Origin of the sequence: Solwaraspora sp. WMMD937 (assembly GCF_029581175.1) — a bacterium.
GTDB lineage: Bacteria > Actinomycetota > Actinomycetes > Mycobacteriales > Micromonosporaceae > Micromonospora_E.
Window position 1 is genome coordinate 6572159 of the sequence record NZ_CP120738.1, and the last position, 23067, is coordinate 6595225.

Annotated in this window: 23 protein-coding genes; 8 read left to right on the forward strand and 15 right to left on the reverse strand. The window is 71.6% G+C overall.

Annotation, left to right across the window (positions count from 1 at the left end; all coding sequences use genetic code 11):
* Positions 1-79 precede the first annotated feature (79 nt).
* Positions 80-1168: an NAD-dependent epimerase/dehydratase family protein gene (locus O7621_RS29015; RefSeq protein WP_282232144.1), complete on the forward strand. Its 1089-nt coding sequence runs from the start codon at positions 80-82 to the stop codon at positions 1166-1168.
* A gap of 7 nt (positions 1169-1175) precedes the next feature.
* Here O7621_RS29015 and O7621_RS29020 read toward each other — a convergent pair whose 3' ends face one another.
* The gene (locus tag O7621_RS29020) at positions 1176-2564 is read right to left on the reverse strand and encodes a hypothetical protein (RefSeq protein WP_282232145.1); all 1389 of its coding nucleotides are present in this window, start codon (positions 2562-2564) and stop codon (positions 1176-1178) included.
* A gap of 144 nt (positions 2565-2708) precedes the next feature.
* On the opposite strand from O7621_RS29020, the gene O7621_RS29025 reads away from it, so the two are divergent.
* The 6 genes from O7621_RS29025 (at position 2709) to O7621_RS29050 (ending at position 7777) form a co-directional block, all read left to right on the forward strand.
* Entirely contained in the window at positions 2709-3383 is a 675-nt protein-coding gene (locus O7621_RS29025) for a glycosyltransferase family 2 protein (protein WP_282232146.1), read from the forward strand.
* Positions 3380-4144, forward strand: coding sequence for a DUF2064 domain-containing protein (locus tag O7621_RS29030; RefSeq protein ID WP_282232147.1), 765 nt, complete (start codon positions 3380-3382; stop codon positions 4142-4144). Before O7621_RS29025 ends, O7621_RS29030 begins: the two co-directional genes overlap by 4 nt.
* On the forward strand, positions 4141-4815 hold the full coding sequence (locus tag O7621_RS29035) for a class I SAM-dependent methyltransferase (RefSeq protein ID WP_282232148.1): 675 nt from the start codon (positions 4141-4143) through the stop codon (positions 4813-4815). The genes O7621_RS29030 and O7621_RS29035 overlap by 4 nt, the downstream gene beginning before the upstream one ends.
* A gap of 79 nt (positions 4816-4894) precedes the next feature.
* On the forward strand, positions 4895-5587 hold the full coding sequence (locus O7621_RS29040; protein WP_282232149.1) for a helix-turn-helix domain-containing protein: 693 nt from the start codon (positions 4895-4897) through the stop codon (positions 5585-5587).
* Between the two features lie 86 nt (positions 5588-5673).
* Positions 5674-7179, forward strand: coding sequence for an NCS1 family nucleobase:cation symporter-1 (locus O7621_RS29045; protein WP_282232150.1), 1506 nt, complete (start codon positions 5674-5676; stop codon positions 7177-7179).
* 127 nt (positions 7180-7306) lie between these two features.
* Positions 7307-7777: a DUF1772 domain-containing protein gene (locus O7621_RS29050; protein WP_282232151.1), complete on the forward strand. Its 471-nt coding sequence runs from the start codon at positions 7307-7309 to the stop codon at positions 7775-7777.
* A 10-nt stretch (positions 7778-7787) separates the two neighbouring features.
* Here the strand turns inward: O7621_RS29050 and O7621_RS29055 are convergent, their stop codons facing one another.
* From O7621_RS29055 to O7621_RS29120, 14 genes are all read right to left on the reverse strand, one after another.
* Positions 7788-8165: a sensory rhodopsin transducer gene (locus tag O7621_RS29055; protein WP_282232152.1), complete on the reverse strand. Its 378-nt coding sequence runs from the start codon at positions 8163-8165 to the stop codon at positions 7788-7790.
* 120 nt (positions 8166-8285) lie between these two features.
* Complete coding sequence (locus O7621_RS29060; protein WP_282232153.1) at positions 8286-8561, reverse strand: type B 50S ribosomal protein L31; 276 nt, start codon at positions 8559-8561, stop codon at positions 8286-8288.
* Positions 8562-8820: 259 nt separating this feature from the next.
* Positions 8821-10539 (reverse strand): TIGR03773 family transporter-associated surface protein, encoded by a 1719-nt coding sequence (locus O7621_RS29065; protein ID WP_282232154.1) that lies wholly within the window; start codon positions 10537-10539, stop codon positions 8821-8823.
* Positions 10536-11657, reverse strand: coding sequence for a DUF916 domain-containing protein (locus O7621_RS29070; RefSeq protein WP_282232155.1), 1122 nt, complete (start codon positions 11655-11657; stop codon positions 10536-10538). The genes O7621_RS29065 and O7621_RS29070 overlap by 4 nt, the downstream gene beginning before the upstream one ends.
* Positions 11658-11747: 90 nt before the next feature.
* On the reverse strand, positions 11748-13217 hold the full coding sequence (locus tag O7621_RS29075) for a choice-of-anchor M domain-containing protein (protein ID WP_282232156.1): 1470 nt from the start codon (positions 13215-13217) through the stop codon (positions 11748-11750).
* A gap of 95 nt (positions 13218-13312) precedes the next feature.
* Positions 13313-14230, reverse strand: a complete 918-nt coding sequence (locus O7621_RS29080) for an anchored repeat-type ABC transporter permease subunit (protein ID WP_281551424.1) — start codon at positions 14228-14230, stop codon at positions 13313-13315.
* Positions 14230-15006 carry an anchored repeat-type ABC transporter ATP-binding subunit gene (locus tag O7621_RS29085; protein ID WP_282232157.1) on the reverse strand — a complete coding sequence of 259 codons (777 nt, stop codon included), beginning with the start codon at positions 15004-15006 and terminating at the stop codon, positions 14230-14232. Before O7621_RS29085 ends, O7621_RS29080 begins: the two co-directional genes overlap by 1 nt.
* Positions 15003-15881, reverse strand: coding sequence for a choice-of-anchor M domain-containing protein (locus tag O7621_RS29090; RefSeq protein WP_282234784.1), 879 nt, complete (start codon positions 15879-15881; stop codon positions 15003-15005). Before O7621_RS29090 ends, O7621_RS29085 begins: the two co-directional genes overlap by 4 nt.
* Positions 15882-15936: 55 nt before the next feature.
* Complete coding sequence (locus O7621_RS29095) at positions 15937-17520, reverse strand: anchored repeat ABC transporter, substrate-binding protein (RefSeq protein WP_348775272.1); 1584 nt, start codon at positions 17518-17520, stop codon at positions 15937-15939.
* A 177-nt stretch (positions 17521-17697) separates the two neighbouring features.
* Entirely contained in the window at positions 17698-18351 is a 654-nt protein-coding gene (locus O7621_RS29100) for a choice-of-anchor M domain-containing protein (RefSeq protein WP_282232158.1), read from the reverse strand.
* A gap of 31 nt (positions 18352-18382) precedes the next feature.
* Complete coding sequence (locus O7621_RS29105) at positions 18383-19069, reverse strand: choice-of-anchor M domain-containing protein (protein ID WP_282232159.1); 687 nt, start codon at positions 19067-19069, stop codon at positions 18383-18385.
* Positions 19070-19128: 59 nt separating this feature from the next.
* Positions 19129-20454 (reverse strand): GTP-binding protein, encoded by a 1326-nt coding sequence (locus O7621_RS29110; RefSeq protein ID WP_282232160.1) that lies wholly within the window; start codon positions 20452-20454, stop codon positions 19129-19131.
* Complete coding sequence (gene rpmF, locus O7621_RS29115; protein ID WP_282232161.1) at positions 20451-20630, reverse strand: 50S ribosomal protein L32; 180 nt, start codon at positions 20628-20630, stop codon at positions 20451-20453. Before rpmF ends, O7621_RS29110 begins: the two co-directional genes overlap by 4 nt.
* Positions 20631-20740: 110 nt before the next feature.
* On the reverse strand, positions 20741-21109 hold the full coding sequence (locus tag O7621_RS29120) for a metalloregulator ArsR/SmtB family transcription factor (RefSeq protein WP_281551430.1): 369 nt from the start codon (positions 21107-21109) through the stop codon (positions 20741-20743).
* A gap of 66 nt (positions 21110-21175) precedes the next feature.
* Between O7621_RS29120 and O7621_RS29125 the strand changes: the two genes are divergently transcribed.
* Positions 21176-23067 (forward strand): heavy metal translocating P-type ATPase (locus O7621_RS29125; RefSeq protein WP_282232163.1); only part of this gene is annotated, 1892 nt, incomplete at its 3' end.

The following is a 23067-nucleotide window of genomic DNA, read 5'->3' on the forward strand; positions in this document are numbered from 1 at the left end:
CCCGGTTCGACGATTACGGAATTCTGACGGCTGGCCGGAACCGGACCGGCGACCCACCGGCCGGCCATACCGTGAGCGGATGCGGATACTGCTCACCGGCGCGGCCGGGTTCATCGGATCGCACGTCGCCGACCTGCTGGCCGACGAGGGACACGAGGTGGTCGCGCTGGACGCGCTGCTGCCGCAGGCGCACGGCGACGAGCCACCCGACTGGGTCCGCCGGCACGACCTGGTACGCGGCGACGTCCGCGACGGCGAACTTCTGGACCGGCTGCTGCCCGGCGTCGACGTGGTCTGTCACCAGGCGGCGATGGTCGGCCACGGCCTCGACCCGTCGGACGCGCCGGCCTACGCCGGGCACAACGACTACGGCACCGCGGTGCTGCTGGCCGCGATGCACCGGGCCGGCGTGACCCGACTGGTGCTGGCCAGCTCGATGGTGGTGTACGGCGAAGGCCGCTACACCTGTGCCGGGCACGGCGTCGTCCGGCCGGCACCACGCCGCCCTGACGACCTGGCCGCCGGCCGGTACGACCCCCGCTGCCCGCGGTGCGCCGGTGAACTCCGCTGGACGCGGGTGCCGGAGGACGCGCCGCTTGAGCCGCGCAGCACCTACGCGGCGAGCAAGCTCGCCCAGGAGCATCTGGCGGCGGCGTGGGCGCGGCAGACCGGCGGCGGTGGCTGGGCGCTGCGCTACCACAACGTCTACGGCCCCCGGATGCCACGCGACACCCCGTACGCGGGAGTGGCGTCGCTGTTCCGGTCGGCGTTGGCCGACGGACGGGCACCGCAGGTGCTCGAGGATGGCCGGCAGCAGCGGGACTTCGTGCACGTCACCGACGTCGCCTGGGCGAACCTGCTGGCCATGGTCGCCGACCAGCCGGCCGGCATGGTGCCGGTGAACGTCTGCTCGGGTGAGCCGCACCCGGTCGGTGAGCTTGCCCGGCAACTGGCGGCGGCGATGGGCGGGCCGGAGCCGGCGATCGTCGGCGGTGCCCGGCCGGCGGACGTACGCCACGTGGTGGCCGACCCGGGCCGGGCGGCGCGACTGCTCGGCTTCACCGCCCGGGTCGGTTTCGCCGACGGGGTGACCGCGTTCGCCACCGACCCGCTGCGTGAGCCGGCCGCGCTGCCGCGTGAACCGGCTGCCCTGCCGGTGCCCGCCTGAGACCCGGTCAGGAGAAGGTGAGTAGCAGATGGTTGACGGCGAGCGCGGTCGCCGCCTGCCCGGCCAGCCACCAGCGGCGTGTGCCGGCCGGTAGGTGGGCGGTGGCGACCAGCAGCCACACCACGAACGGCAGCCAGATCCGCTCCACCTCGGCCTTGCTCAGCCCGGACAGGTCGGCGGCGAGAATCGCGACGGCCGCCGTCAGTGGCAGCACCACCGTCGGCCGTGCGGCGACCCGCAACCCGGCGAGCAGCCGTCGCCCGCGCGACGCGCCGGCCGGCTCGGTCGGGGCAGCAGGTACCGCCTGCCGGGCCGCCCCGATCGTGCGCCGCAGCGCCGGCCCGACGACCAGGCCAGCGGAGAGCAGCATCGCCGCCAGGTTGGCCCACACCCAGTAGCTGTACGGACGCTCGGCCGCCCAGCCCTGGTAGTACCGCTCGACGACCAGCTGATAGCCCTCCCACCACCAGAATCCGGCGGCGGTGAACGCGACCACGACGGCCACCACCCCGGTGCCGGCGATCAGCACCGCGGGCAGGGACCGCCCGGGCCGCATCACCAGCACCGCCAACGCCAACGGTCCGACCAGCACGAACCCGTACGACAGGTAGAGCGCGAAGCCGAGCAGCAGGCCGCCGGTGAGCAGCGCCGCCGGGTGGCGGGCGGCCAGCAGGGCCAGCCCGGCGGCGACCACCCCGGTGAACACCCCGTCGCCGGACGAGCCGATCCACACCGCGCCGGGCAGCAGCACCAGGAACGGCAGGACGGTGCGGGCGGCGTCCTCGGCGCCGAGCCGGCGCAGCGCCGCCGGCACGCTGACCACCATGGTCGCGCCGATCAGGATGCAGGCCAGGCCGGCCGCGGTGCCACCGCCGAGGCCGATCCGGTCCAGCCAGACGAAGACCAGCAGCGCCCCCGGCGGGTGGCCGGCGGTGTGCGTGGACCAGGAGCCGGGCTGGAAGTCGATGATCCGGTCGCTGAACCCGGCCAGCATCGCCGGGATGCTGGTGATCCGGTGCACCTCGTGCAGGTACTCGGCCTGGTTGGTGAGGCGTTCGGTGACCCCGGCGGTCCAGCCGTCGATCAGGGCCAGCGACAGGATCCAGACCACCGCAGCGAGGTAGCCGACACCGAGCAGTCGGCCCCAGTTGGCGGTACGCGCCCACCGTACCCCCCAACCGACGACCACGACGGCGACCGCGACCGCGAGCGGCGTGCCCCAGCCGACGTGCGGACGCCAGAACGCGTACAGCGGTGCGGTCTCGGCATAGAGTCCGACGCCTCGCCGGTTGAGCACCACACCGACGACGGCTGCGGCGGCGATCAGCGCCAGCTCGACCCCGAGCACGATCAGGTCCGCGCGACCGGACCGCCGGGTGGCGGGTTCTGGTGTCATGACCACCGGACAGTACGGCCTGCGCCGGCACCCGGACCGGGCAACGGCCGGACCGTAACCCTCCGGTAAGAATTGCCGCCCGTAAGACTTCCGTAAGCGCGGAACGCCACCCGACCGGGGGCGGTTCGTCCTAGCGTCGGCGGTATGCCGACACCGATCGACGTGGTGCTGCCCTGCCTCGACGAGGCAGCCGCCCTGCCCGGCGTACTCGCCGCGTTGCCGCCCGGCTACCGGGCGGTGGTGGTGGACAACGGGTCCCGGGACGGCTCCCCGCAGGTGGCCGCCGCGCACGGCGCCCGAGTGGTGCACGAGCCCCGGCGCGGGTACGGGGCCGCCGTGCACACCGGCCTGCTGGCCGCCGAGACCGAGCTGGTCGGTGTGCTCGACGCGGACGGGTCGTTCGATCCGGCGGAGCTGCCGGCGCTGGTGCGCCCGGTCGCCGACGGGCACGCCGAGCTGACCGTGGGACGCCGCCGACCGGTGTCGGCGCGGGTCTGGCCCTGGCATGCCCGGGCCGGTACGGCGCTGGTCGCGGCGCTGCTACGGCAGCGCGGCGTACCGCTGCGGGACCTCAGCCCGATCCGGGTGGCCCGCCGCGAGGCGCTGCTCTCGCTCGGGGTCACCGACCGGGCCTTCGGCTACCCGTTGGAGCTGATGATCCGGGCCGCCGGTGCCGGGTGGCGCATCGTCGAGCTGGACGTGACGTACGCGCCCCGGGCGGCCGGCACCCGGTCGAAGGTGTCCGGCTCGGTACGCGGCACGCTGCGGGCGACCCGCGACTTCGGTCGGGTGTTGCGCACCGTGGACGGTGCCCGTTGACCGTCCTGCTGGTGATGGCGAAGACACCGGTGGCCGGGCTGGTGAAGACCCGACTCTGCCCGCCGGCCACTCCCGCGCAGGCCGCCCGGATCGCCACCGCCGCGCTGCTGGACACGATGGACGCGGTCCGTGCGACCGGCGCGGCCGGTGCGGTGACGCCGGTGCTGGCGCTGGCCGGCCGGCTGACCGACGCCGACGCGTACCCGGGTGCCGCTGAGAAGCTGGTCGTGGCGACTGCCGGCTGGCGGGTACTGCCGCAGCGCGGGGACGGGTTCGCCGACCGGCTGGCCAACGCGCACGCCGACGTGGCGGCGGCGTACCCGGGTCGGTCGGTGCTGCAGATCGGGATGGACACTCCGCAGCTGACCGGTGCGGCGCTGACCGCCGCCGTCGAGACGCTGACCGGTGCCGGTGGGGCGCCGACCCAGGCGGGTGGGGTGCGGGCCGGCACCGCCGCGGTGCTCGGTTGGGCGGCCGACGGCGGCTGGTGGGCGCTGGGTCTGATCGATCCCCGGCATGCCGAGGTGCTGCGGCGGGTGCCGATGTCGACCTCGCACACCGGGCGCGACACCTGGTCGGCGCTGCGCGCGCGAGGGCTGCGGGTCGCGCCGCTGCCGGTGCTGCGCGACGTCGACGAGTGGCGCGACGCGCTGGCGGTGGCCGACGCGGTCCCCGGCAGCCGGTTCGCCGGCCAGGTGGCGGCGGTGGGCGTGCCGGCCCTGGCCCGGATACCGGTGCCGGCCGTCGGGGCGCGACGGTGACCGCCGACGTGCCCGGCCGGTACGCGGCGGACCACGGTTTCGCCGCCGCGCTGCTGGCTCCGGCGGCCGGCGGACACTGGCTGGTGCAGGGTGACGGGGTCCGCTGGCGGCTGCCGGTGGAGCGCTGGCATGGGCCGGTGGAACCGACGACCGATGCGGTGGTGGCCCGGTGCTGTGGCCCGACCCTGGACCTGGGCTGCGGGCCGGGCCGGGTCACGGTGGCGCTGGCCCGGGCCGGGGTGACCGCCGTCGGGGTGGACGTGTCGGCCCGAGCGGTGGCGCTGACCCGGGCCCGGGGCGGGGTGGCGATCCACCGTGACCTGTTCGACCGACTGCCTGCCGAAGGCCGGTGGCGGCACGCCGTACTGCTGGACGGCAACATCGGCATCGGCGGCGACCCGGTGGCGCTGCTGCGCCGGTGCCGGTCGTTGCTGCATCCGCTGGGCACCCTGCTGGTGGAGCTGGATCCGCCCGGGGTCGGGCTGTGGCGAGGGTACGCGCACGTGGTCAGCACCGCCGCCGGGGGCCGGCCCCGGCTGGGGCCGGCGTTCCGGTGGGCACGGCTGGACACCGACGCGGTAGGGGCCGCTGCGGCCGTCGGTGGGCTGACCGTCCGGGAGGTGTTCCGCGACGCCGGCCGGTGGTTCGGTGAGTTGACGGTGTCGCGGTAGGGTGTTCTCCTGACAAACTACCCGGCAGCGCAGCGCCTGTGTTCCGGCACCGGCTCGCCGATGCGGCAAGCTTGGGCGTATGAGTAGCCGAACTGGTGGCGGCCGATCCGGCGGGCCGGCTGATGCCGGGTCGCCGGGTTCAGGCGACGGGGGCGGCGTACCGCTGGCGATCGGCGCCCGGATCCGGGAGCTGCGGCTACGGGCCGGCCGTAGCCTCGCCTCGGTCGCCCAGCAAGTCGGCATCTCGTCCAGCGCGCTCTCTCAGATCGAGACCGGCAGTATGCAGCCGTCGGTCAACCGGCTGGTGGAGATCGTCTCCGCGATCGGGTTCCCGGTCACCGCGCTGTTCGCCTCGCATCAGGAGCCGCCGGTGGTGGTCGAGCCGGACGACGGCACCGTGCTGGAGGTCTTTCCCGGCGTGCTGGTCACCGCCGCCAGCCGACAGGCACGGCTCGGTTTGGGTCAGGGCGTCGTCTACCGGCGGTTGAGCCCGGTGCAGATTCCCGGCATCGACGTCTTCGAGACCTACTATCCGCCGGGTGCGGCGTCGAGCGTCGACGGGGCGATGCTCAGCCATGCCGGTCACGAGGTCGGCAGCGTCATCGCCGGCACCCTGACCTTCGAGTTCAGCGAAGGCGCGGTCGAGGTGAGCGCCGGCGGGTCGCTGTCGTTCCCGGCGCAGCGGCCCCACCGGGTGGTGAACAACTCCCTGGACACGCCGGGGGTGTCGGTATGGCTGACGGTACGCGGTAACAGCTTGTTTACCGAGTGAGAATACAACCGACGACCGTTAAGTAATAGCTTAATTCAACCTGCAGGGTCGTCGTCGCTCCCTCCCTACCAGCGCCAGGAGGAGCCGTGTCCACCAACACCAAAACCCCCGCGACTCCGGATACCCCCGCCCCGCCCCGCCTGCTCACCGCCGGATCAGCCCCGCATCCCGACCTGTACAACGAGGACCTTGCGCCGTTGCCCGAGTCACGCCGGAGGTGGGGCTGGTTCGAGATCTTCAACGTCTGGACCAACGACGTCCAGAGTCTTGCCGGCTACACCCTCGCCGCGAGCCTGTTCATCACCGCCGGCATCAACGGCTGGTGGGTCTTCGCGGCCATCGTCCTCGCCGGACTGTTCGTCAACTGGCTGGTCAACCTCACCGGTACACCGAGTGTCCGGTACGGCATCCCGTACGCGGTCATGGCTCGCGCCGGGATGGGCGTACGGGGCGCGACGTTCCCCGCGCTGGTCCGCGGCATCGTCGCCATCTTCTGGTACGGCGCACAGACCTACTTCGCCTCGACCGCGGTCGCGCTCGCGCTCAACGCGGTGTTCGGCAGTCCCGGCGGGCCGACGGTGCTCGGCATGACCGGTGTGGACTGGGTGTCCTATCTGATCGTCGCAGCGATCCAGATCCTGCTGTTCGTCCGGGGCATCACCTGGATCGAGCGGTTCCTCAACGTCGCCGGCCCCGCCGTGTACGTGGTCATGGTCGCGCTCCTGGTGGCGATCTGGGTCCAGGCCGGCGATGAACTCCTGCCGGCCGTCGGCGGCATCTTCAGCAACGACGACGTCCAGGGCTGGGCGGTGGTCACCGCGTTCCTCGGAGTCGTCGGCACGATGGTCGCCTACTTCTCGGCGGTGATCATCAACTTCGGAGACTTCTCCCGCTTCTCCCGGACCGAACGCGGGATGAAGATCGGGAACTTCACCGGTCTGCCGTTGAGTCTGGCGTTGTTCACCTTCCTGTCGCTGTTCATCACCGCCGGGGCGTACGTCGTCTACCAGGACGGTCAGGGCGATCCGCTGACCAACCCGGCGGACATCGTCGGACAGGTCGGCAACACCGCGCTCACCGTGGTGGCGGCGCTGACCTTCCTGGTCGCCACGATCGGCATCAACCTGGTTGCCAACTTCATCCCACCCGCGTACGACCTGTCGAACCTGGCACCACAGCGGATCAGCTTCCGGCGCGGCGGCTACCTGACGGCGTTGTTCGGCTTCGTCATCGGTGCGCTCTGGGTCGCGGTGATCAACCAGATCGGGCTGCCGAAGTTCGTCGACACGTTGGGCGCGGTGCTGGCCCCGCTGTACGGCGTCCTGGTCGCCGACTACTACCTGGTGCAGCGCCGCGCGCTGCTGGTCGAGGATCTGTACAGCATGGACCCGGCTGGGCGGTACCACTACGTCAACGGCTGGAACCTGCGGGCGATCGCCGCGTTCGCCGCGGCGGCCGCCTTCTCGGTGGCCGCAGTGTGGGTGCCCTGGCTGGTGGAGCTGAGCGGCTTCGCCTGGGTGATCGGTGCGGTCATCGGCGCGGTACTGTACGTCGCGGTGATGACCGGTCGGCGACAGCCGGCCACCAACTGATCGCCAGGCCGCGCCGGGCTTCAGCAGGTCCCCGACCCGGTCTTGACCACAGCGTCGAGAATGCTCTCAGGGGCGCGGCACCGCGCCCCTGAGAGTGCACCGACGGACGAACGACTGGAGGCGACCGATGTCGGCCGGGACACTGATCGTCGCGGTAGCGACCACCGGGCTGATGGCCGGGCTCCTCGCCGGATTCTCGGTCTCCGTGGTGCCCGGTCTGGCCAAGGTCGACGACCGCGCGTTCATCGACGCCTGGCAACGTGTCAACACCGCGATCAAGAATCCGCTGTTCGGGCTGATCTTCCTCGGCGCGCTGGTGAGCGGTGCCGTCGCCGCCTGGCGGTACGCCGACCGCGCCGACGTGTTCGCCTGGGCGACTGCCGGACTGACCGGCTACGCGGTCACTTTCGTCGTCACGTTCGTCGGCAACATCCCGCTGAACAACCGGCTCGACCGCGCCGGCCCGGCGGCGCAGCTCGCCGATCCATCCGGCGTACGCCGGGCCTTCGAGCGTCCCTGGCTCATCTGGCACGGCCTGCGTACCGTCGCCTGCGTCGTCGCATTCGTCTGCTACTGCCTGGCGCTCGCCGCAGTGTGAGCAGGGCGGCTCACGATCCGGCGTAGGCGAGCACATCGGTCAACACGACCACTCCCGGCAGCCGGGTGTCCTGCCGCTGGAACTGCACCACCACCGGCTCCGACGAGGTCAGTACGCAGCCGAACGGTCGGCCCAGCTGGATCGGCTCCGGGTCGACGAGGTCGTTGAGCCGGGCGTGCCGGATCCGGCGCGCCCACACCACCCAACGGTACGGCCCCGCCGGCTCCTGATCGTCGTAGTACACGGTCAGCTCGACCTGGGCGTCGACGTCGCCGGCGTTGAGCAGGCAGAGCTGGTCGAAGCTGGTGAACTCCGGCTCGTCGCCGTTGCTGACCGGCGGGATCCGCCCCCCGGCCACCGCCCAGACGCGGGCACCGATGCCAGCCATCACGCCTCCTCGCCGGCCACTGCCGCTACGGTCGCGACTACCAGCGTCTGCCGGCTACCCGGCGACCGGCTCGGCTAACCCGGCCACGACATACCGGGAAGCGCGGGGCGGCTGCGTACGCTAGCCGGCCGCGGCACCGCCCTCCGGGCGCTTCTTCCGGGCGTACTTGGCACGGAACTTCTCCACTCGACCGGCACTGTCCAGCAGGCGCTGCCGACCCGTCCAGAACGGGTGGCTGGCCGAGGAGATTTCCACGTCGACCACCGGGTACGTCTGGCCGTCGGTCCACTCGACCGTCTTCTGGCTGGTCGCGGTCGATCGGGTCAAGAACGCGAAATCCGCACTTCTATCCCGGAAAACCACATAATCGTACTTGGGGTGAATATCAGGCTTCATCGACTGGAACCAGCCTTCCTGTAGACGATAATGGTTGTCATTTTACTAGAGCCGCCACGCTCCCGGATCCGGGACGCGCCAGGCACGCCGCGGTGACCCACGACGGGCACACGGACTACCTGCACGACGGGCATGTCCACCACGAGCACGCCGGGCACTGGGACGAGTGCGGCACGGACCAGCACGTGACAGCTGAGTCACATGCTGACCACACGCATGGTCCCGACTGTGGCCACGAGATGGTGTCCCACGGCGACCACTACGACGAGCACTGAGCGGCGCGGCGCCGACGCGTCGCGAACAACACCAGCGCGCCAGCGATCACCAGGATGGCTCCGGTGGCCGGCAGGTGCCACGACGATCCGGTCCGCGGCAGTCTCCCGTCGCCGGAGCCACCACCCGGGTTGTCGTCGCCTCCGGGTCCGAAGCCCGTGTCCGGGTCCGTCGCGTCACCGACCGCCACAGTGAGCGAGCGGGAGTCGGTGACCGTCGATCCCGACGACGTGGTGGCCGACATCTCGAAGGCCAGCCGGTAGATCCCGGGCTCGCTGAACGCCCAGTTGCCGTGGGCGTGGGTGTTGATCGGGATGTCGAGCTGCTGCGGCAGCCGGGCCGACGAATCGAACAGCACCTCGGATTCACCGAACGACCCGGTCAGGAACAGCGCGAACCGGCCGGGGCCGTCGACACCCTTGAAAGTCCAGGTGACCGGGCCACGAACCCCGGCCACGACCGACGGATGCTGGGTGTTCCAGCCCGGCCAGACGATCCCGGCGCGCTGCCCCTGCGGCAACAGCCACACCTCGTCACCCGGCGCGCCCAGGAAGTCGGCGTTGTCCGGCACGGTGATCTTCGCGTTGTCCTTGACGTGCAGCACCACGTCGGTGAGGTCGCGCCACACCGGGGGCGAGACGGTGTCGTCCTTGAGGCGGATCGTCCAGTTCGCACCGCTGAGCTCCGGACCCATGTCGACGTGACCGTCGTCGATCACCACCCGTGACCCGTCCTGCTGAGCCGCTGCGACGAGCGGTGACGCGCTGCCGGTCGCCGCCGGGGCCGCACCCGCCGCGAGGGCGCGCACGGGGGCGCCGGCCGACGGCGAATCGGCACCGAGCGGTACACCGTCGCCCGGAGCGGCACCGGACGCCCTCGCCAGGTCCGCCGCCGGAGCGGGAGCCGGGGCCGGCACCGGCCGGGTGTCTGCGGGATCGGGCCGTGCCTCGTCGAACTGCGGCACCAGCACCCGGTAGTCGGCGTCGGCCGTCACCTCGGTGCCGTTGGCCAGCGTCGCGGCCGCCGACAGCGTCAGCCGGTACTCGCCCGCGGCGTCGAAAAGCCAGACCAGACCGCCGGTCCTGGTCGCTGCCGGCAGCCGGGCGGTACGCGGCATCGCGTCGAGGGTGCCGAACAACGGCGTCGGCTGGCCGAGCCCACCGAGGGTGTAGGCGGCGAATCCACCCGGGCCGTCGACCTGACGCAGCGACAGCTCGATGGTGTCGCCGCGGACCGCCCCGCGGGGCACCGCGCTCGTGTCCAGGTACGGAAAATCGGTGTCGCCACCGGTCAGTGCCCACATCGGCCGACCGGCCGTGCCGAGGAACCGCAATGCCGGATGGTCAGGGGTCCGCACCGCCACGCCGCCCGCCGGTCCGAAGACCACCGTCGCCGGCTGCCGGCCGACGCCGGGAGTTCCTCGACCAGTCGCCGACTCCGTACCCGCCGGCCAGGCCGCCGCTCGGGTGACCACTGACAGCGTCTCGCTGTCGATCGCGACCGCCACCAGGTCGGCCCCGGCGGCGCTCACCGACAGAGACGTCGGCGGTACGGTAGGCGGCGCAGCCGTCGGCGGCACGGCGGTCGCGGGTGCGGCGGTCACCGGGGCCGGCGCGGTCAGGGCCGCAGCCAGTGCACCGATCGCCAGCACGGCGGCGCACCGGCGACGGGTCGCCGCACCGGTGGGGCGGTGGATCGTCGTCATCTTGAGGTCCCCTGGGTCGTCTTGTCGTCAGTGGCATCGGTGACCGCGCGGTCGCGAACGGCCTCGGCGCGGCCCTGTTCGCGCGCGGCGGCGACGGCCTGTTCGAGTTGTGCGGCCTGCCGGCGCCGGGCGCGGCGGCGGCGGGCGACGACCAGCCAGCCGGCCAGCCCGATCACCAGCAGGATCACCAGCTGCGACCACGGGACGGCCCACAGGCCGCTTTCGCGGGTCACGGTCGCTGGGGGCGGGTCGAGCAGCTCGTCGGCGACGGCGGTCGGTGCGACCGTGAGCCGCGCACCGAGCCGGAACATCGGCGGCACGCCGTCGACCCGGATAGTGGTCCGGTAACTGTCGCCGGGCAGGATCTCCGGCAGCGGATCGCCGTCGACCTTGCGCCCGGCCAGCCCGAACGGTCCGGCGACGGTCAGCTGCGGCTGCCCGGTGAGCCGTACGTTGCCGGTGTTGCGCACGGTAAAACTCGTCGTGACGGAGCCACCGCCGACCGGGTTCCAGGTGCCGTCGTACGTCGTCGACAGGTCCCCGACGTCCAGGCCCGGCTGCAGTTCCCCGGTGACCCGTAGATAGATCCGCGAGCCGACCCGATGGTCGACCGCCACCTGGTTGCCCTCGCCGTCGGTGCCGGTGGCGGCGAGCGAGGCGACGATGCCGCCGGGGTGGTCGCCGGGGGTGGCGTTGTCCGGCACCGCGATGGTGAACGGCACGTCCAGCCGCGACGTCGACGGCACGGTGAAGGTGCCGGACTCGAACGTGACCCAGGACCCGACGTCGACCGGTTCCCCGGTCGCCGGCAGCAGGTCGAAGCCGCCCTGGTCGGTGGTGAACGCGTCGCTGGCGTACACGTCGAGGGTGATCGGCTGGTCGGAGTGGTTCGTGATCGCCACGTAGTCGGTGAGCGTGGCACCCGGATCCAGTTTGTACTCGAACGCCGGCCGTCCGTTCGGCCCGTCGGGGCTGGACGGGGCGACGCCCCAGGTGAGGGACTGCGCCGCGAGGGGCGTGTAGCTCGGCGATCCGACCGTCGCCGGGCCGGTGACCGGGCCCGTCGACACGACGGCGGCGGCGAGGAGTCCGGCGAGCAGGGCTGCTGGCGTACGCATGCGGGGTGGTCCGTTTCGCGGAGGGTGTGGGGCGGTCCGGGCGACGACGCGGCACGGTGTCGTCGCCCGGACCGTTCCCTGGTGCGATCCTCAGATCGCGGTGAGGGTGAGGGTCGCGGTGTAGGTGCCGGGCACGGTCTCGGTCGGCAGGCGCAGCTGCAGGCCGGCCGACAGGGTCGCGGTACCCCGGCCCACGCCGGTCGGTGCCGAGCCGAGCACGGCACTGCTGCCGAGTCCACCGCCGGCGCCGACGACGTACGGCTCGACGACCGGGCCCGCGACGACGCCCTGACCGGCGGACTGGTCGACCACCTGCGGGGTCCAGCCGAGGTAGCCGGAGCTGAAGGTGGCACCGTCGGGTCCGGTGAAGTTCTCCGGCAGCTGACCGGAGGCGCTCCAGCCGGGAGTGCCGGCCCGGGTGTCGGTGACGGTGACCGGGCGCAGGTTTCCGGTGCTCTCCCAACTGTCACCACCGCTGGTCAGCTGCGCCGGCGGCAGGACGACGCTGCGGTCGTCCGGGTCGACGCTGATCACCAGCGCGCCCTGGGTGGGATCGATCGACGCGGTGATGGTCTGCGAGGCCTCCGGGTCGGTCGGGGTGAAGGCCACCCAGAGCCAGACCTCCGCGCTGGTCGCGACGACGCTGTGGTTGTCGTCGTAGAGCTTCACCTGGTATTCGCAGGCGTTGAGCTCACGGGTGGCGGTGAAGCTGTAGGACGCGCCGGCCTCGCCGGCAATGATGGCGAAGTCGTCGCTGCCGGGGCAGCGGCTGAACCAGTGGTAGTGGTCCAGCTCAGTCTGCGGGGTCTGTACCGCCTGCAGTGTGACGGTGTCGCCGGGCTGGTACTCGTCGGCCATGCCGGCGATGCTCAGCACGGTCTCGGGACCGGTGCCGTCGAGCTCGCCGACCACGAACGCGTAGTCGACCGGGCCGGTGCTGACGGTGGTGCCGTCGGTCAGCGTCGCGTCGGCCTGGAAGGTCAGCGTGTAGGCGCCCAGCGCGCTGAACGCCCAGTTGGCGTGCGCGTGGGTGCGGATCGGTACGTCGATGGCGTCCGGCAGGCCGTCGTCGCTGCGGAACTTCATGATCGGGCCGCCGAAGCTGTCCTGGGTGAACACCCAGACGTTTCCTGGTCCGGTGACCTCGACGAGGCTCAACTGGACCTTGTCGCCGGCGAAGACGCCGGAGCCGAGGGTGGTGGTGTTCCAACCGGGCCAGAGCAGGTCGGGGTCCTGGGTCAGCGGCAGCAGCCAGATCTGCGATCCGGCCGGCCCGAGGAAGGCGAACCGGGGGTCGTCCGGCACCGTCATGGCCGCTTCGGGCAGCACCTGGAAGGTCACGTCCGCCGGATCACGGTTGACCGACGGGCTGACCGTGTCGTCGTGGACCTCCAGGGACAGTTCGCCATCGTGGTAGTGGACGTCGACCGCGTCGGTGTGGCCCTTGGCGAGCACCACCTTCTCGGCTGCGGCCGCGGCGGTCGGCACCAGCAGTACGCCGCCGGCGATCACCGCCGCACCGGCCAGGGCCGCGAGCCTGCGGGCACCTGTCGTTCTCATCGTTGTTTCCTCCCCTCGCCCGTACCGCGGACCGGTGCGGGACGTGGTCGTGACGGGGCGGAAGCCCCACCGCAACGTAACGACTATCATTTTCATTAACCTATCGGCCGTTCGGCCACCTCTGTCAGCACCGGTGTGACCTGCGCCTCGTCGGGCCCTGCCGGCTGCCGCCGCCAGCGGGCGACCAGACCGTGCCGCGGGGCCAGGAACCAGGCCAGCAGGAACACCGCCGTCGCGACCAGCACGATGGTGCCGCCCACCGGTAGGTCGTAGCTCCAGGACAGGTACAACCCCACCAGCGCCGAGCCGCCACCGATCAGCGGGGCGAGCAGCATCATCACCGCGAGCCGGTCGGTCAGCAGCCGCGCCGCCGCCGCCGGCGTGATCAGCAACGCCAGTACCAGGATGTTGCCGATCGTCTGCAGCGAGATCACCACGGCGAGGGTGACCAGCACGTACAGCACGATGTCCAGCCAGAACACCGGCAACCCGACCGACCGGGCCGACTCCCGGTCGAGACTGACCGCGACCAGCTCCTTGTGCAGCAGGAACAACGCGGTCAGGATGGCCAGCCCGGTGAAGCCGACCGTGTAGAGATCCCGGTCCGGAATGCCGGTGATCGAACCGAACAGGAACTGCTGCAGCGAACCGGCGTACCCTGGTGCCTGCGAGATGATCACGATGCCCAGGGCGAAGGCGGCCACGAAGAACACTCCGATCAACGAGTCCTCCTTGACCCGCCGCCGCTGCGCGAACACCGCGATCAGCAGCGCGGTCACGATCCCGGCGACCGCACCGCCCAGCACCAGGCTGCCCTGCAGCACGAAGGCGACCGCCAGCCCCGGGAACACCGCGTGCGCCACGGCGTCACCGATGAACGCCATCCCCCGCAGCACCACGTGGCAACCGACCACCCCGCAGACCACACTGGACATGATGGCGATCAGCAGCGCCTTCGGCAGGAAGGCCAGATCCGGGTTGAACAGGTCGGCGACGAACTCGGTGACCGGCATCAGCCGCTCCCCTCGCCGACCCCGACGGGCATGGTGCCGGCGCCGACGATCCGCAGCAACGGCGACCGTTCCGTGATCCCGAACGTACGCATCCACAGCTGCGGATCCCGCAGCTCGGTCGGCTTGCCCTCGGCGATCACCTGCCGGTTCAGCAGCACCAGCCGGGAACAGGCATCCATCGCCCCGATCAGGTCGTGCGTGGTCATCAACAGCGGCGTACCCTCGGCCGCCAGACCGGCGAACAGCTCACCGAGCAGCTCCTGAGTCGGCATGTCCAGCCCGGTGAACGGCTCGTCGAGCAGCAGCAACGCCGGCTGCAGCGCCAATGCCCGGGCCACCAGCACCCGCTGGCGCTGGCCACCGGACAACTCGGCGACCGGCCGACGGCGCAGGCCGCCCAGGCGTACCCGGTCGATCGCCTCGGCGGTGGCCCGCCAGTCGGCCCGCCCCGGCCGGCGCAGCAGCCCGATCCGACCGGTCCGGCCGCTGAGCACCGCCTGCTCCACCGAGATCGGGAACTCCCAGGCGAACTCGTGCCGCTGCGGCACGTACCCGATCGCACACCGCCCCGGCCGGCTCGGCACCCCGTCGACCAACACCTGTCCGGACCGGGTCCGGACCAGCCCGAGCACCGACCGCAGCAGCGTGGTCTTGCCGGCCCCGTTCGGCCCGATCAGCCCGACCAGCTCACCCGGATCGACGTGCAACCGCACCCCGCGCAGCACCGGGCGGCCGCCGAGGTCGACGTCGAGATCGTGTACGGCGAGCGCGGTCATGAGGCGGCACGCTCCTGCTCGACCCGTCGGCGTACCGCCCGGCCGCGCAGCACCACGACGACCAGCGCAACCGCCAGCACGACCGCGGCCAGCACAAGGCCGCCGACCAGCCAGGGGCCGGTGCCGTCGCCGGTGCCGTCCGCTGCGGCCCCCTGGCCGTCAGCACCGTCGGAGGCGACCGGCGCGGCCGCGACCTCGTCGGGTTGCGCGGCGAACGCGTCGTCGGTGCTGACGGCGTCGCCGACCGCGAACCGCAGGTGCCGTACCGCGCTCACCTGCTCGCCGCCGACCAGGTCGGCACTGACCCGGACGGCGACCAGGTACACGCCGGGGGCGGTGAACACCCAGTTGGCGTGGGTGTGAGTGTTGACCTCCACCCACATCGGCTGGCCGGGCGGCTCGGTGGAGCGCCACAGCACCTGCGGTTCGCTGAACGTGCCGGCCTGCAGATACATGGTGACCTCGCCAGGTCCTTCGACCCCGGCGAGCTCCAACGTCACGCCCCGGTCGATCGTCTGCATCACCCGGGGGTCCTGGGTGTTCCAACCGACCCACACCACGTCGGGGTGCTGCACCTGCGGCACCACGTGCACCTCGGTGCCGGCCGGCACGTCGAGGAAGCCGTACACCGGATCATCCGGCACGGTCTGCAGCGCGGCGTCGGTGACCCTCAGCACGGTCCGGTCCGGATCCCGCCACACCGGCTGCGCCGCGTCGTCGTGCAGCAGCAGGGTCCACTCGTCGTCGACGTAGCGCGGTCCGATGTCGACATGGCCGGCCGCCAGCACGGCCGTGTCCGCGGCGACCGGCTGGTCCGGAGCGATCGACTGGTCCAGTGCCGGGTCGGGCGATGTCGGCTGGGCGGCCAGCGTCATCGCCAGCAGCGCGGAGACGGCCGTCGACAGGCCGATCGACTTCACTGATGCCTCCTCATGGTGCCAGACAGTCGAGCAGCGACTCGGCGTTGAACCGCATCAGCTCGACGTAGCTGGTCACCCGGTCGTCAAAGGTGTCGCCGTAGATATCGCAGACCCGTACGTCGAGGTCGTCGGCGAGTTCGGCCAATGTCGAGGACCTCGACCGCAGGTTCGGCTCCAGGAAGACCGCCGGTACCCGCAGGTTGCGGATGGTCTCGGTGAGCCGGCGCCGGTCGGCCAGGCTCGGCTCGGCCGCCGGGTGCGGGCTGACGAAGCCGGAGATCTGCACGTCGTACGCGGCCCCGAGGTAGCCGAACGCGTCGTGAGTAGTGATCAGGTGCCGCCGGGCGGGCGGGATCCGCGCGATCGTGTCGCGGACGTAGTCGTCCAGCGTGGTCAACTCGGCGATGTACGCCGCCGCGTGCCGCCGGTAGTCGGCGGCACCGGCCGGGTCGACGCCGATCAGGGTGTCGCGGATCAGTTCGGTGTACGCGATGACGTTGCGGACGTTCTGCCACAGGTGCGGGTCGATCTCGCCGTGCACGTGCTTGCCGAGCACCGCCTGCGGCAGTTGGAAGATCTCGGTGCCCGGTCGGCCGAGGAAGCGGAAGTCCCGACCGGCCGGCACCTGGGCGAGGGCCTTGTTCGGCACCTCGATGACGGTGTCGGCCGGATCGTGCACATGCTGATGGGCGTCACCGGCGCCGTGCGGGTCGGCGAACAGGTACAGCGACGGCTCGCCGCGCGCCGCCGCGTCGAGGTCGACGGTGATGTCGGCGTGCCCGCCGCGCAGTACGTCGGCCCCGGCCATCCCGGGCAGGCTGTGCGGATCGACGCCGACGGCAAACGTGAAGGTCTGTTCCCCGAGGGCGACGGGGCGACTGTCGGTGGTGACCGCCAACCGTGCCGACATGGTGAGCCGGTAGACGCCCGGCTCGGTGAATGCCCAGCTCATGTGGGTGTGCGCGTCGGGCGGGAGGGTGGCGGTGTCGTCCCGGTAGCCGGTGGCGGCGTCGAAGCCGTCGGCCGAGTCGAGATAGACGGCCGGGTTGCCGAACGACTCGGTGAGGTAGGCGGCCATGGCGCCGGGGCCGGTCACGTTGGTGCTCTGCAGCAGGATGTCGGAGACCCGGTCTGCACCATAGGTCCCGCCGGTGCCGCGTACCCGCATGCCGAGCCAGATGGTGTCGAGCGAGAAGTCCTCGACCAGCGGGATGATCTCGGCGGCGTACTTGATCGCCCCCTCGGCGAGCGAGATGTTCGGTACGCCCTCCGGCAGGTTGGCGTCGAGCGCCTTGATGATGGCGTGCTCCTCCAGCAGCAGGTAGTTGCTGAAGGCGACGTCGGCGTAGACGACGTTGCGCACGTCGCGCAGCGACGGCTCGTACGAGTGGGGGTCGGCACCGTCGGGGACGAGCGAGGCGACCGCGACGCGGTCCCCGCCGACGTTGTCGACCAGGTCCCGCAGAATGCCGGTGGTGGTGACGACCTGGAGACGGTCGTCAGCGGCGCTCAGCGTCTCGGGGACGACACAGGCCGCCAGGTTACCAAGACTGACAGCGAGCAGCGCCGGCCCGATGAGCCACCGTGCGCGCATGATCCACCCCACCTTCCGTACGCCCTGCGCCCGCGCACCGCACGCTAGCACGCAAACGATAACCGTTGTCATACTCGATCCGCGTGCAGCCGGTGCCGAACGGGTGATGTTCGGCACCGGCTGCACGGGTCGGCGGTCGGATCAACCGACGAATCAACCACTCCGGTCGAACGGGGGTCAGCCGACCTCGAAGGTGAACTCCTCGGTGCTGCTCACCGGCTGCCCGTTCGACGCACGCACGCCGCTTACCTCGAACGTCGCCACGTAGGTGCCGGCCACGTCGAAGCCCCAGTTGACGTGGGCATGGGTGTTGCGGTTGACGTTCAGGCTGTCCGGCAAACCGTTGCCGCTGTCGAACAGCACCGTGGGCGTGCCGCCCGAGGCGGTGAAGATGCTGAACCCGCCCGGCCCCTGCACGCCGGTCAGCTTGAACACGACCCGGTTGAACTGCAACGCCCCGCTGGCCACCCCGGTGGTGTCCCAGCCGGCCCAGAGCAGCCCGGCGGTGTTGGTCTGCGGCAACACGTAGGCGTACCCCCCGCTGCCGAGGAACGACCAGGCGGAACCGGACGGCACCGCCGTGTGCGCGGCGGCAGGCACCACGAGGACCACGGTGGACGGGTCACGCTCGACGAAGGTAGCGCCGGTGTCGTCGCCAACGGTGACCTCGATCGGCCCACCGGCGACATGGTCGACATTGATGACATCGACGTGGCCACTGGTCAGTTCGACGATCGTGGCCTGCGCCGGGGTGGGTACGGCGACCGCGAGCACCGCAGCGAGGGCACTCGACGCGATACCGGCCAGCAGCCGGCGGCCAGGAGTCTTCATCACACTGCTCCCTCCGGATTCCCGACGCACGTCAGGGCAGGACGACGAATCGCAGGTAGACCGAGTCGGACTCGACGACGGTCGTGGTGCCCGCCAGAGTGGCACTGGCCTTGACCTTGAGCAGGTAGGCGCCCGCCTTGCTGAACGCCCAGTTGACGTGCAGGTGCTCACCGACCGCCAGGTCGACAACGTCCGGCAGCCCGTCGCGGCTGTTGGCCAGCACGGTCGGCTGCCCGAACAGGTCCTCGGTGTAGATCGCAATCTTGGCGGAGCTGGGGGCGCTGATCAGCTGCTGCACGGTCAGGTCGACCGAGTCGCCGGCGAAGACGCCCGCTTCGAGCTCCTCGGTGGCGAGGCCGGCGAAGAGCAGTTCCTCGTCCTCGATCTGCGGCAGGATCCACACCGGCGAGCCGGCGGCGCCGAGGAAGGCGAAGGCCGGGTCACTGGGCACGGTGGTCTTCGCCTGGGGCTTGACGACGAAGATCACGTCGTCGTGGTGGCGGTGCTCGCCCGGCTCGACGGTGTCGTCGTGGACGCCGAGCTCCAGCTCACCGTCCTCGTACTCGACCTCGATGACGTCGACGTGTCCTTCATGCAGGACCACGGGCAGGCCGGTGCCGTGTGCCTGCGCCGGAGTGGCCGAAACCACCAGAGCGGCAATCATCGCGGCGCTGGCGACGAGCGTACCGGCGGCCCGCCGGTGAGTTGCGGTCGACATGGGACAGACTCCCTTCCGGTGGTCCCTGGTGGACCACCGGAAGCTAACGGTAATCGTTTTCAACTTATCGCGGTAGGGGTGCGACCTGTCTGAGTCGACACATGTCCATGTTCGTCGAGCTCGCCGACATCCCAGTCGGGAAACGGGTCCGGCAGCTCGCGCCATGCCGCGAGCCCGGCGACCAGCCCCGCTCCGGCCGCCGCGAGCTCGGCATCGGTGAGCAGCGCGGCGTCCAGCGCCGCCCGTAGCCGCTCGCCATCGAGCCCGATGCCGATGAACACCAGCTCCTGGTGCCGGTCGCCGAAGACCGGATCCCACCGGGACTCCAGGTCGGCCCGCTCGGCCGGGTCGTCGGGCCACTCACCGGAGCTGGCCACCGGCACCCCCGCCGGGTCGCACCGCGCCGACGGACCGGCCTGCGACCACAGTGCCTGCACATCGGGCCGGGTCGCCAGCCAGAGAAAGCCCTTCGACCGTACGACGCCGAAGCTGTCCAGCTCGGCGAGCAGATCCCAGAGCCGCTGCGGATGAAACGGCGCGACCGCCCGGTAGACGATGCTGCTGATGCCGTACTCGATCGTCTCCGGCACGTGCTCGCCGTTGAGTTCGGCGACCCAACCGGGAGCGGTCTCGGCCGCCTCCAGATCGAACCGCCCGGTGTCGAGCACCTCGCCCAACGGGACCTGCGCCCGCACGGTCCGCAGCTGACGGGCCTTCGGGTTCAGCCTGGTCACCAGCGCCTCGACTGTCGCCAACTCGGCCGACCCGACCAGGTCGGTCTTGTTGACCAGGATCACGTCGGCGAACTCGATCTGGTCGACCAGCAGGTCGGCGATGGTGCGGTCATCGTCGTCGTACGCGGCCAGCCCACGCTGCTCCAACGACTCGCCGGCCCGCAACTGGGCGATCAGGTGCGGCGCGTCGACGACAGTGACCATGGTGTCCAGCCGGGCGATGTCGGCCAGCACCCCACCGTCGTCGGTGCCGAAGGCGAACGTGGCCGCCACCGGCAGTGGTTCGGAGATGCCGCTGGACTCGATCACCAGGTAGTCGAAGCGGCCCAGCCGAGCCAGTCGGGCGATTTCCACCAGCAGGTCGTCGCGCAGCGTGCAGCAGATGCAGCCGTTGGTCATCTCGACCAGGCGTTCCTCGGTACGCGACAGGCTACCGCCGTCGCGCACCAGCGCGGCGTCGATGTTGATCTCGCTCATGTCGTTGACAATGACCGCGACCCGCCGCCCTTCCCGGTTGGCCAGAATGTGGTTGAGCAGGGTGGTCTTGCCCGCACCGAGGAATCCGGACAGCACCGTTACCGGCAGCCGACGGTCACTGGCCACCGCGCCGGCCGTCGCACCGTTCCCCTCGCTGGCCACCGCACCGGTCATCGCGGATCCTCGACCTGGCGGCCCCGGTACAGGCCGCAGTGTGCGCAGGCCCGGTGCGGCAGGACCTTCTCCTGTCGCGGGCAGGGGCAGGTCACCAGCATCGGCACCGCCGCCTTCCACTGGGCGCGCCGGTGGCGGGTGTTCGACCGCGAGGTGCGGCGCTTCGGTACGGCCATGGACGGCCTCCTCTCGTCTACCCAGACGATAACGGAAGCCGTTTTCATTAAGTAGGACCGACGCGGCCGGTTTCGACTCCACCACAGGTGACCGGCCACGAGCCAGGCGCTCACCCGTGGTGATCGGAGACCCGCTCCCCCGGCCCGTGGTCGGGCAGCTCGCGGTCGGCATGGTCGGCGTGGAACAGCGCCTCGGCCAGCAACTGCCGGACGTGCACGTCTGCGGCCGAGTAGTAGACGAATGTGCCCTCCCGGCGCCCCCGCACCAGCCCGGCGAGCCGCAGCTTGGCCAGGTGCTGGCTGACCGCCGTCGGCGCGGCACCGACCAACTCGGCCAGGCAGGCGACCGACGACTCCCCCTGCAGCAGCGCCCAGAGAATCTTGATCCGGGTGGGGTCGGCGAGCAGGCGGAACGTCTCCGCGGCCAGGTGCACCTGCTCCTCGACCGGCATCCGGAAATCCGGAATCGAGGTGTGCATGCCGGTCAGACTAGTCGAGGCCGCCTACTTGCATACCTGCATATCTGCGCAGCTATTGTAATGGCCGTGCTCATCGATACCCCGCCGTACGCGCCCCCGAAACGCGCCGAGCGCCTGGCCGACGCCACCCGCCGTACCCCGATCTGGGCGCTGCCCGAGGTCCGCTGGGCGACCGCCGCGACCGCGCTGTTCGCCCTCGGCGGCACGCTGCACCTGGCCGGAGCCCCGGCGTGGAGCTGGTGGGCCGCCTACCTGGCCTGCTACGTCGCCGGCGGTTGGGAACCGGGCTGGTCCGGGCTGCGCGCACTACGCGAACGCACCCTCGACGTCGACCTGCTGATGGTGGTCGCCGCGATCGGTGCCGCCGCCGTCAACCAGGTCTTCGACGGCGCCCTGCTGATCGTCATCTTCGCCACCTCCGGCGCGCTGGAAGCGCTCGCCACCCGACGAACCGCCGACGCCGTCCACAGCCTGCTCGACCTGGCCCCACCCCAGGCGACGCGGATCGTCGACGGCACCGAACAGCGGGTCGACACCGTCACACTGCGCGTCGGCGACGTCATCCTGGTCCGCCCCGGCGAGCGGATCGGCGCCGACGGACAGGTTGTCGACGGCGCCAGCGAGGTCGACCAGGCCACCATCACCGGCGAGCCGCTACCGGTGGACCGCAGCCACGGCGACGACGTGTACGCCGGCACCCTCAACGGCACCGGAGCGCTACGGGTCCGGGTGACCACCCCGGCAGGCGAGACCGTCGTCGCCCGGATCGCCGCCATGGTCGAGGAGGCCGCCGCCAGCAAGGCACCCACCCAGCTGTTCATCGAACGGATCGAGCAACGCTACTCGGTCGGAGTCGTGGTCGCGACTCTCGCCCTGTTCGGCATCCCGCTCGCCCTCGGCGACAGCCTCACCGACGCCCTGCTGCGGGCGATGACCTTCATGATCGTCGCTTCCCCCTGTGCCGTGGTGCTGGCGACCATGCCGCCGCTGCTCGCCGCGATCGCCACCGCCGGCAGACACGGCGTACTGGTCAAATCCGCCGGGGTGATCGAACGCCTCGGCCGTGCCGACCTGGTCGCCTTCGACAAGACCGGCACCCTCACCGAAGGTCGGCCCCGAGTCACCGCCGTCCACCCCGTACCCGGTGATCCGGCCACCGGCGACGCGGACCAACTGCTGGCTCTCGCCGCCGCCGCCGAACTGCCCAGCGAACACCCGATCGGTGTCGCCGTGGTCGCCGCCGCCCGCGACCGCCAGTTGGCGATCGCCGCCACCGACACGTTCGCCGCACTACCAGGGCGCGGCGTCACGGCCCGCGTCGGTGACCGGCAGGTAGCCGTGGCCAGCCCGGCCCAGCTGCTGACCGCCACCGACGACGGGGCCCGCCGGCTGGTCGCCGAAGTGGAGTCCGCCGGCCAGACCGCCGTCGTGGTCGCCGTCGACGGCACGCCGGCAGCCGTCCTCGCGCTCACCGACCGGTTGCGACCCGGCGCGGCCCCGGTCACCGCCGCGCTGCGTGCCCTGACCGGGCGGTCGCCGGTGCTGCTCACCGGCGACAACCCGCAGGCAGCCGGCGGGCTGGCCGCCGAGGTCGGCATCGACGAGGTACGGGCCGGTCTGCTGCCGCAGGACAAGGTCGCCGCGGTACGGCAACTGCAGGCCGACGGCCGGCGGGTGCTGGTGGTCGGCGACGGGGTCAACGACGCGCCCGCACTGGCCACCGCGCACACCGGCGTCGCGATGGGTGGCGTCGGTGCCGACCTCGCTCTGGAAACCGCGGACACCGTCATCGTCCGCGACGACCTGACCACCATCCCGGCGGTCGTCGCCCTCGCCCGGCGGGCCCGGCGCTGCGTGGTCGCCAACCTGGTCATCGCCGGCACCGTCATCGTGGTCCTGGCGACCTGGGACATCGTCGGCCACCTGCCGCTGCCGCTCGGCGTCGCCGGGCACGAGGG

Coding starts and splice junctions, on each gene's coding strand:
- O7621_RS29090 (WP_282234784.1), bottom strand. CDS start 15,881: ATGACGCTGGCCGCCCAGCCGACATCGCCCGACCCGGCACTGGACCAG.
- O7621_RS29120 (WP_281551430.1), bottom strand. CDS start 21,109: ATGCACACCTCGATTCCGGATTTCCGGATGCCGGTCGAGGAGCAGGTG.
- O7621_RS29085 (WP_282232157.1), bottom strand. CDS start 15,006: ATGACCGCGCTCGCCGTACACGATCTCGACGTCGACCTCGGCGGCCGC.
- O7621_RS29070 (WP_282232155.1), bottom strand. CDS start 11,657: ATGCGTACGCCAGCAGCCCTGCTCGCCGGACTCCTCGCCGCCGCCGTC.
- O7621_RS29040 (WP_282232149.1), top strand. CDS start 4,895: ATGAGTAGCCGAACTGGTGGCGGCCGATCCGGCGGGCCGGCTGATGCC.
- O7621_RS29060 (WP_282232153.1), bottom strand. CDS start 8,561: ATGAAGCCTGATATTCACCCCAAGTACGATTATGTGGTTTTCCGGGAT.
- O7621_RS29110 (WP_282232160.1), bottom strand. CDS start 20,454: ATGACCGGTGCGGTGGCCAGCGAGGGGAACGGTGCGACGGCCGGCGCG.
- O7621_RS29095 (WP_348775272.1), bottom strand. CDS start 17,520: ATGCGCGCACGGTGGCTCATCGGGCCGGCGCTGCTCGCTGTCAGTCTT.
- O7621_RS29100 (WP_282232158.1), bottom strand. CDS start 18,351: ATGAAGACTCCTGGCCGCCGGCTGCTGGCCGGTATCGCGTCGAGTGCC.
- O7621_RS29065 (WP_282232154.1), bottom strand. CDS start 10,539: ATGACGACGATCCACCGCCCCACCGGTGCGGCGACCCGTCGCCGGTGC.
- O7621_RS29015 (WP_282232144.1), top strand. CDS start 80: ATGCGGATACTGCTCACCGGCGCGGCCGGGTTCATCGGATCGCACGTC.
- O7621_RS29105 (WP_282232159.1), bottom strand. CDS start 19,069: ATGTCGACCGCAACTCACCGGCGGGCCGCCGGTACGCTCGTCGCCAGC.
- O7621_RS29025 (WP_282232146.1), top strand. CDS start 2,709: ATGCCGACACCGATCGACGTGGTGCTGCCCTGCCTCGACGAGGCAGCC.
- O7621_RS29020 (WP_282232145.1), bottom strand. CDS start 2,564: ATGACACCAGAACCCGCCACCCGGCGGTCCGGTCGCGCGGACCTGATC.
- O7621_RS29075 (WP_282232156.1), bottom strand. CDS start 13,217: ATGAGAACGACAGGTGCCCGCAGGCTCGCGGCCCTGGCCGGTGCGGCG.
- O7621_RS29050 (WP_282232151.1), top strand. CDS start 7,307: ATGTCGGCCGGGACACTGATCGTCGCGGTAGCGACCACCGGGCTGATG.
- O7621_RS29055 (WP_282232152.1), bottom strand. CDS start 8,165: ATGGCTGGCATCGGTGCCCGCGTCTGGGCGGTGGCCGGGGGGCGGATC.
- O7621_RS29080 (WP_281551424.1), bottom strand. CDS start 14,230: ATGCCGGTCACCGAGTTCGTCGCCGACCTGTTCAACCCGGATCTGGCC.
- rpmF (WP_282232161.1), bottom strand. CDS start 20,630: ATGGCCGTACCGAAGCGCCGCACCTCGCGGTCGAACACCCGCCACCGG.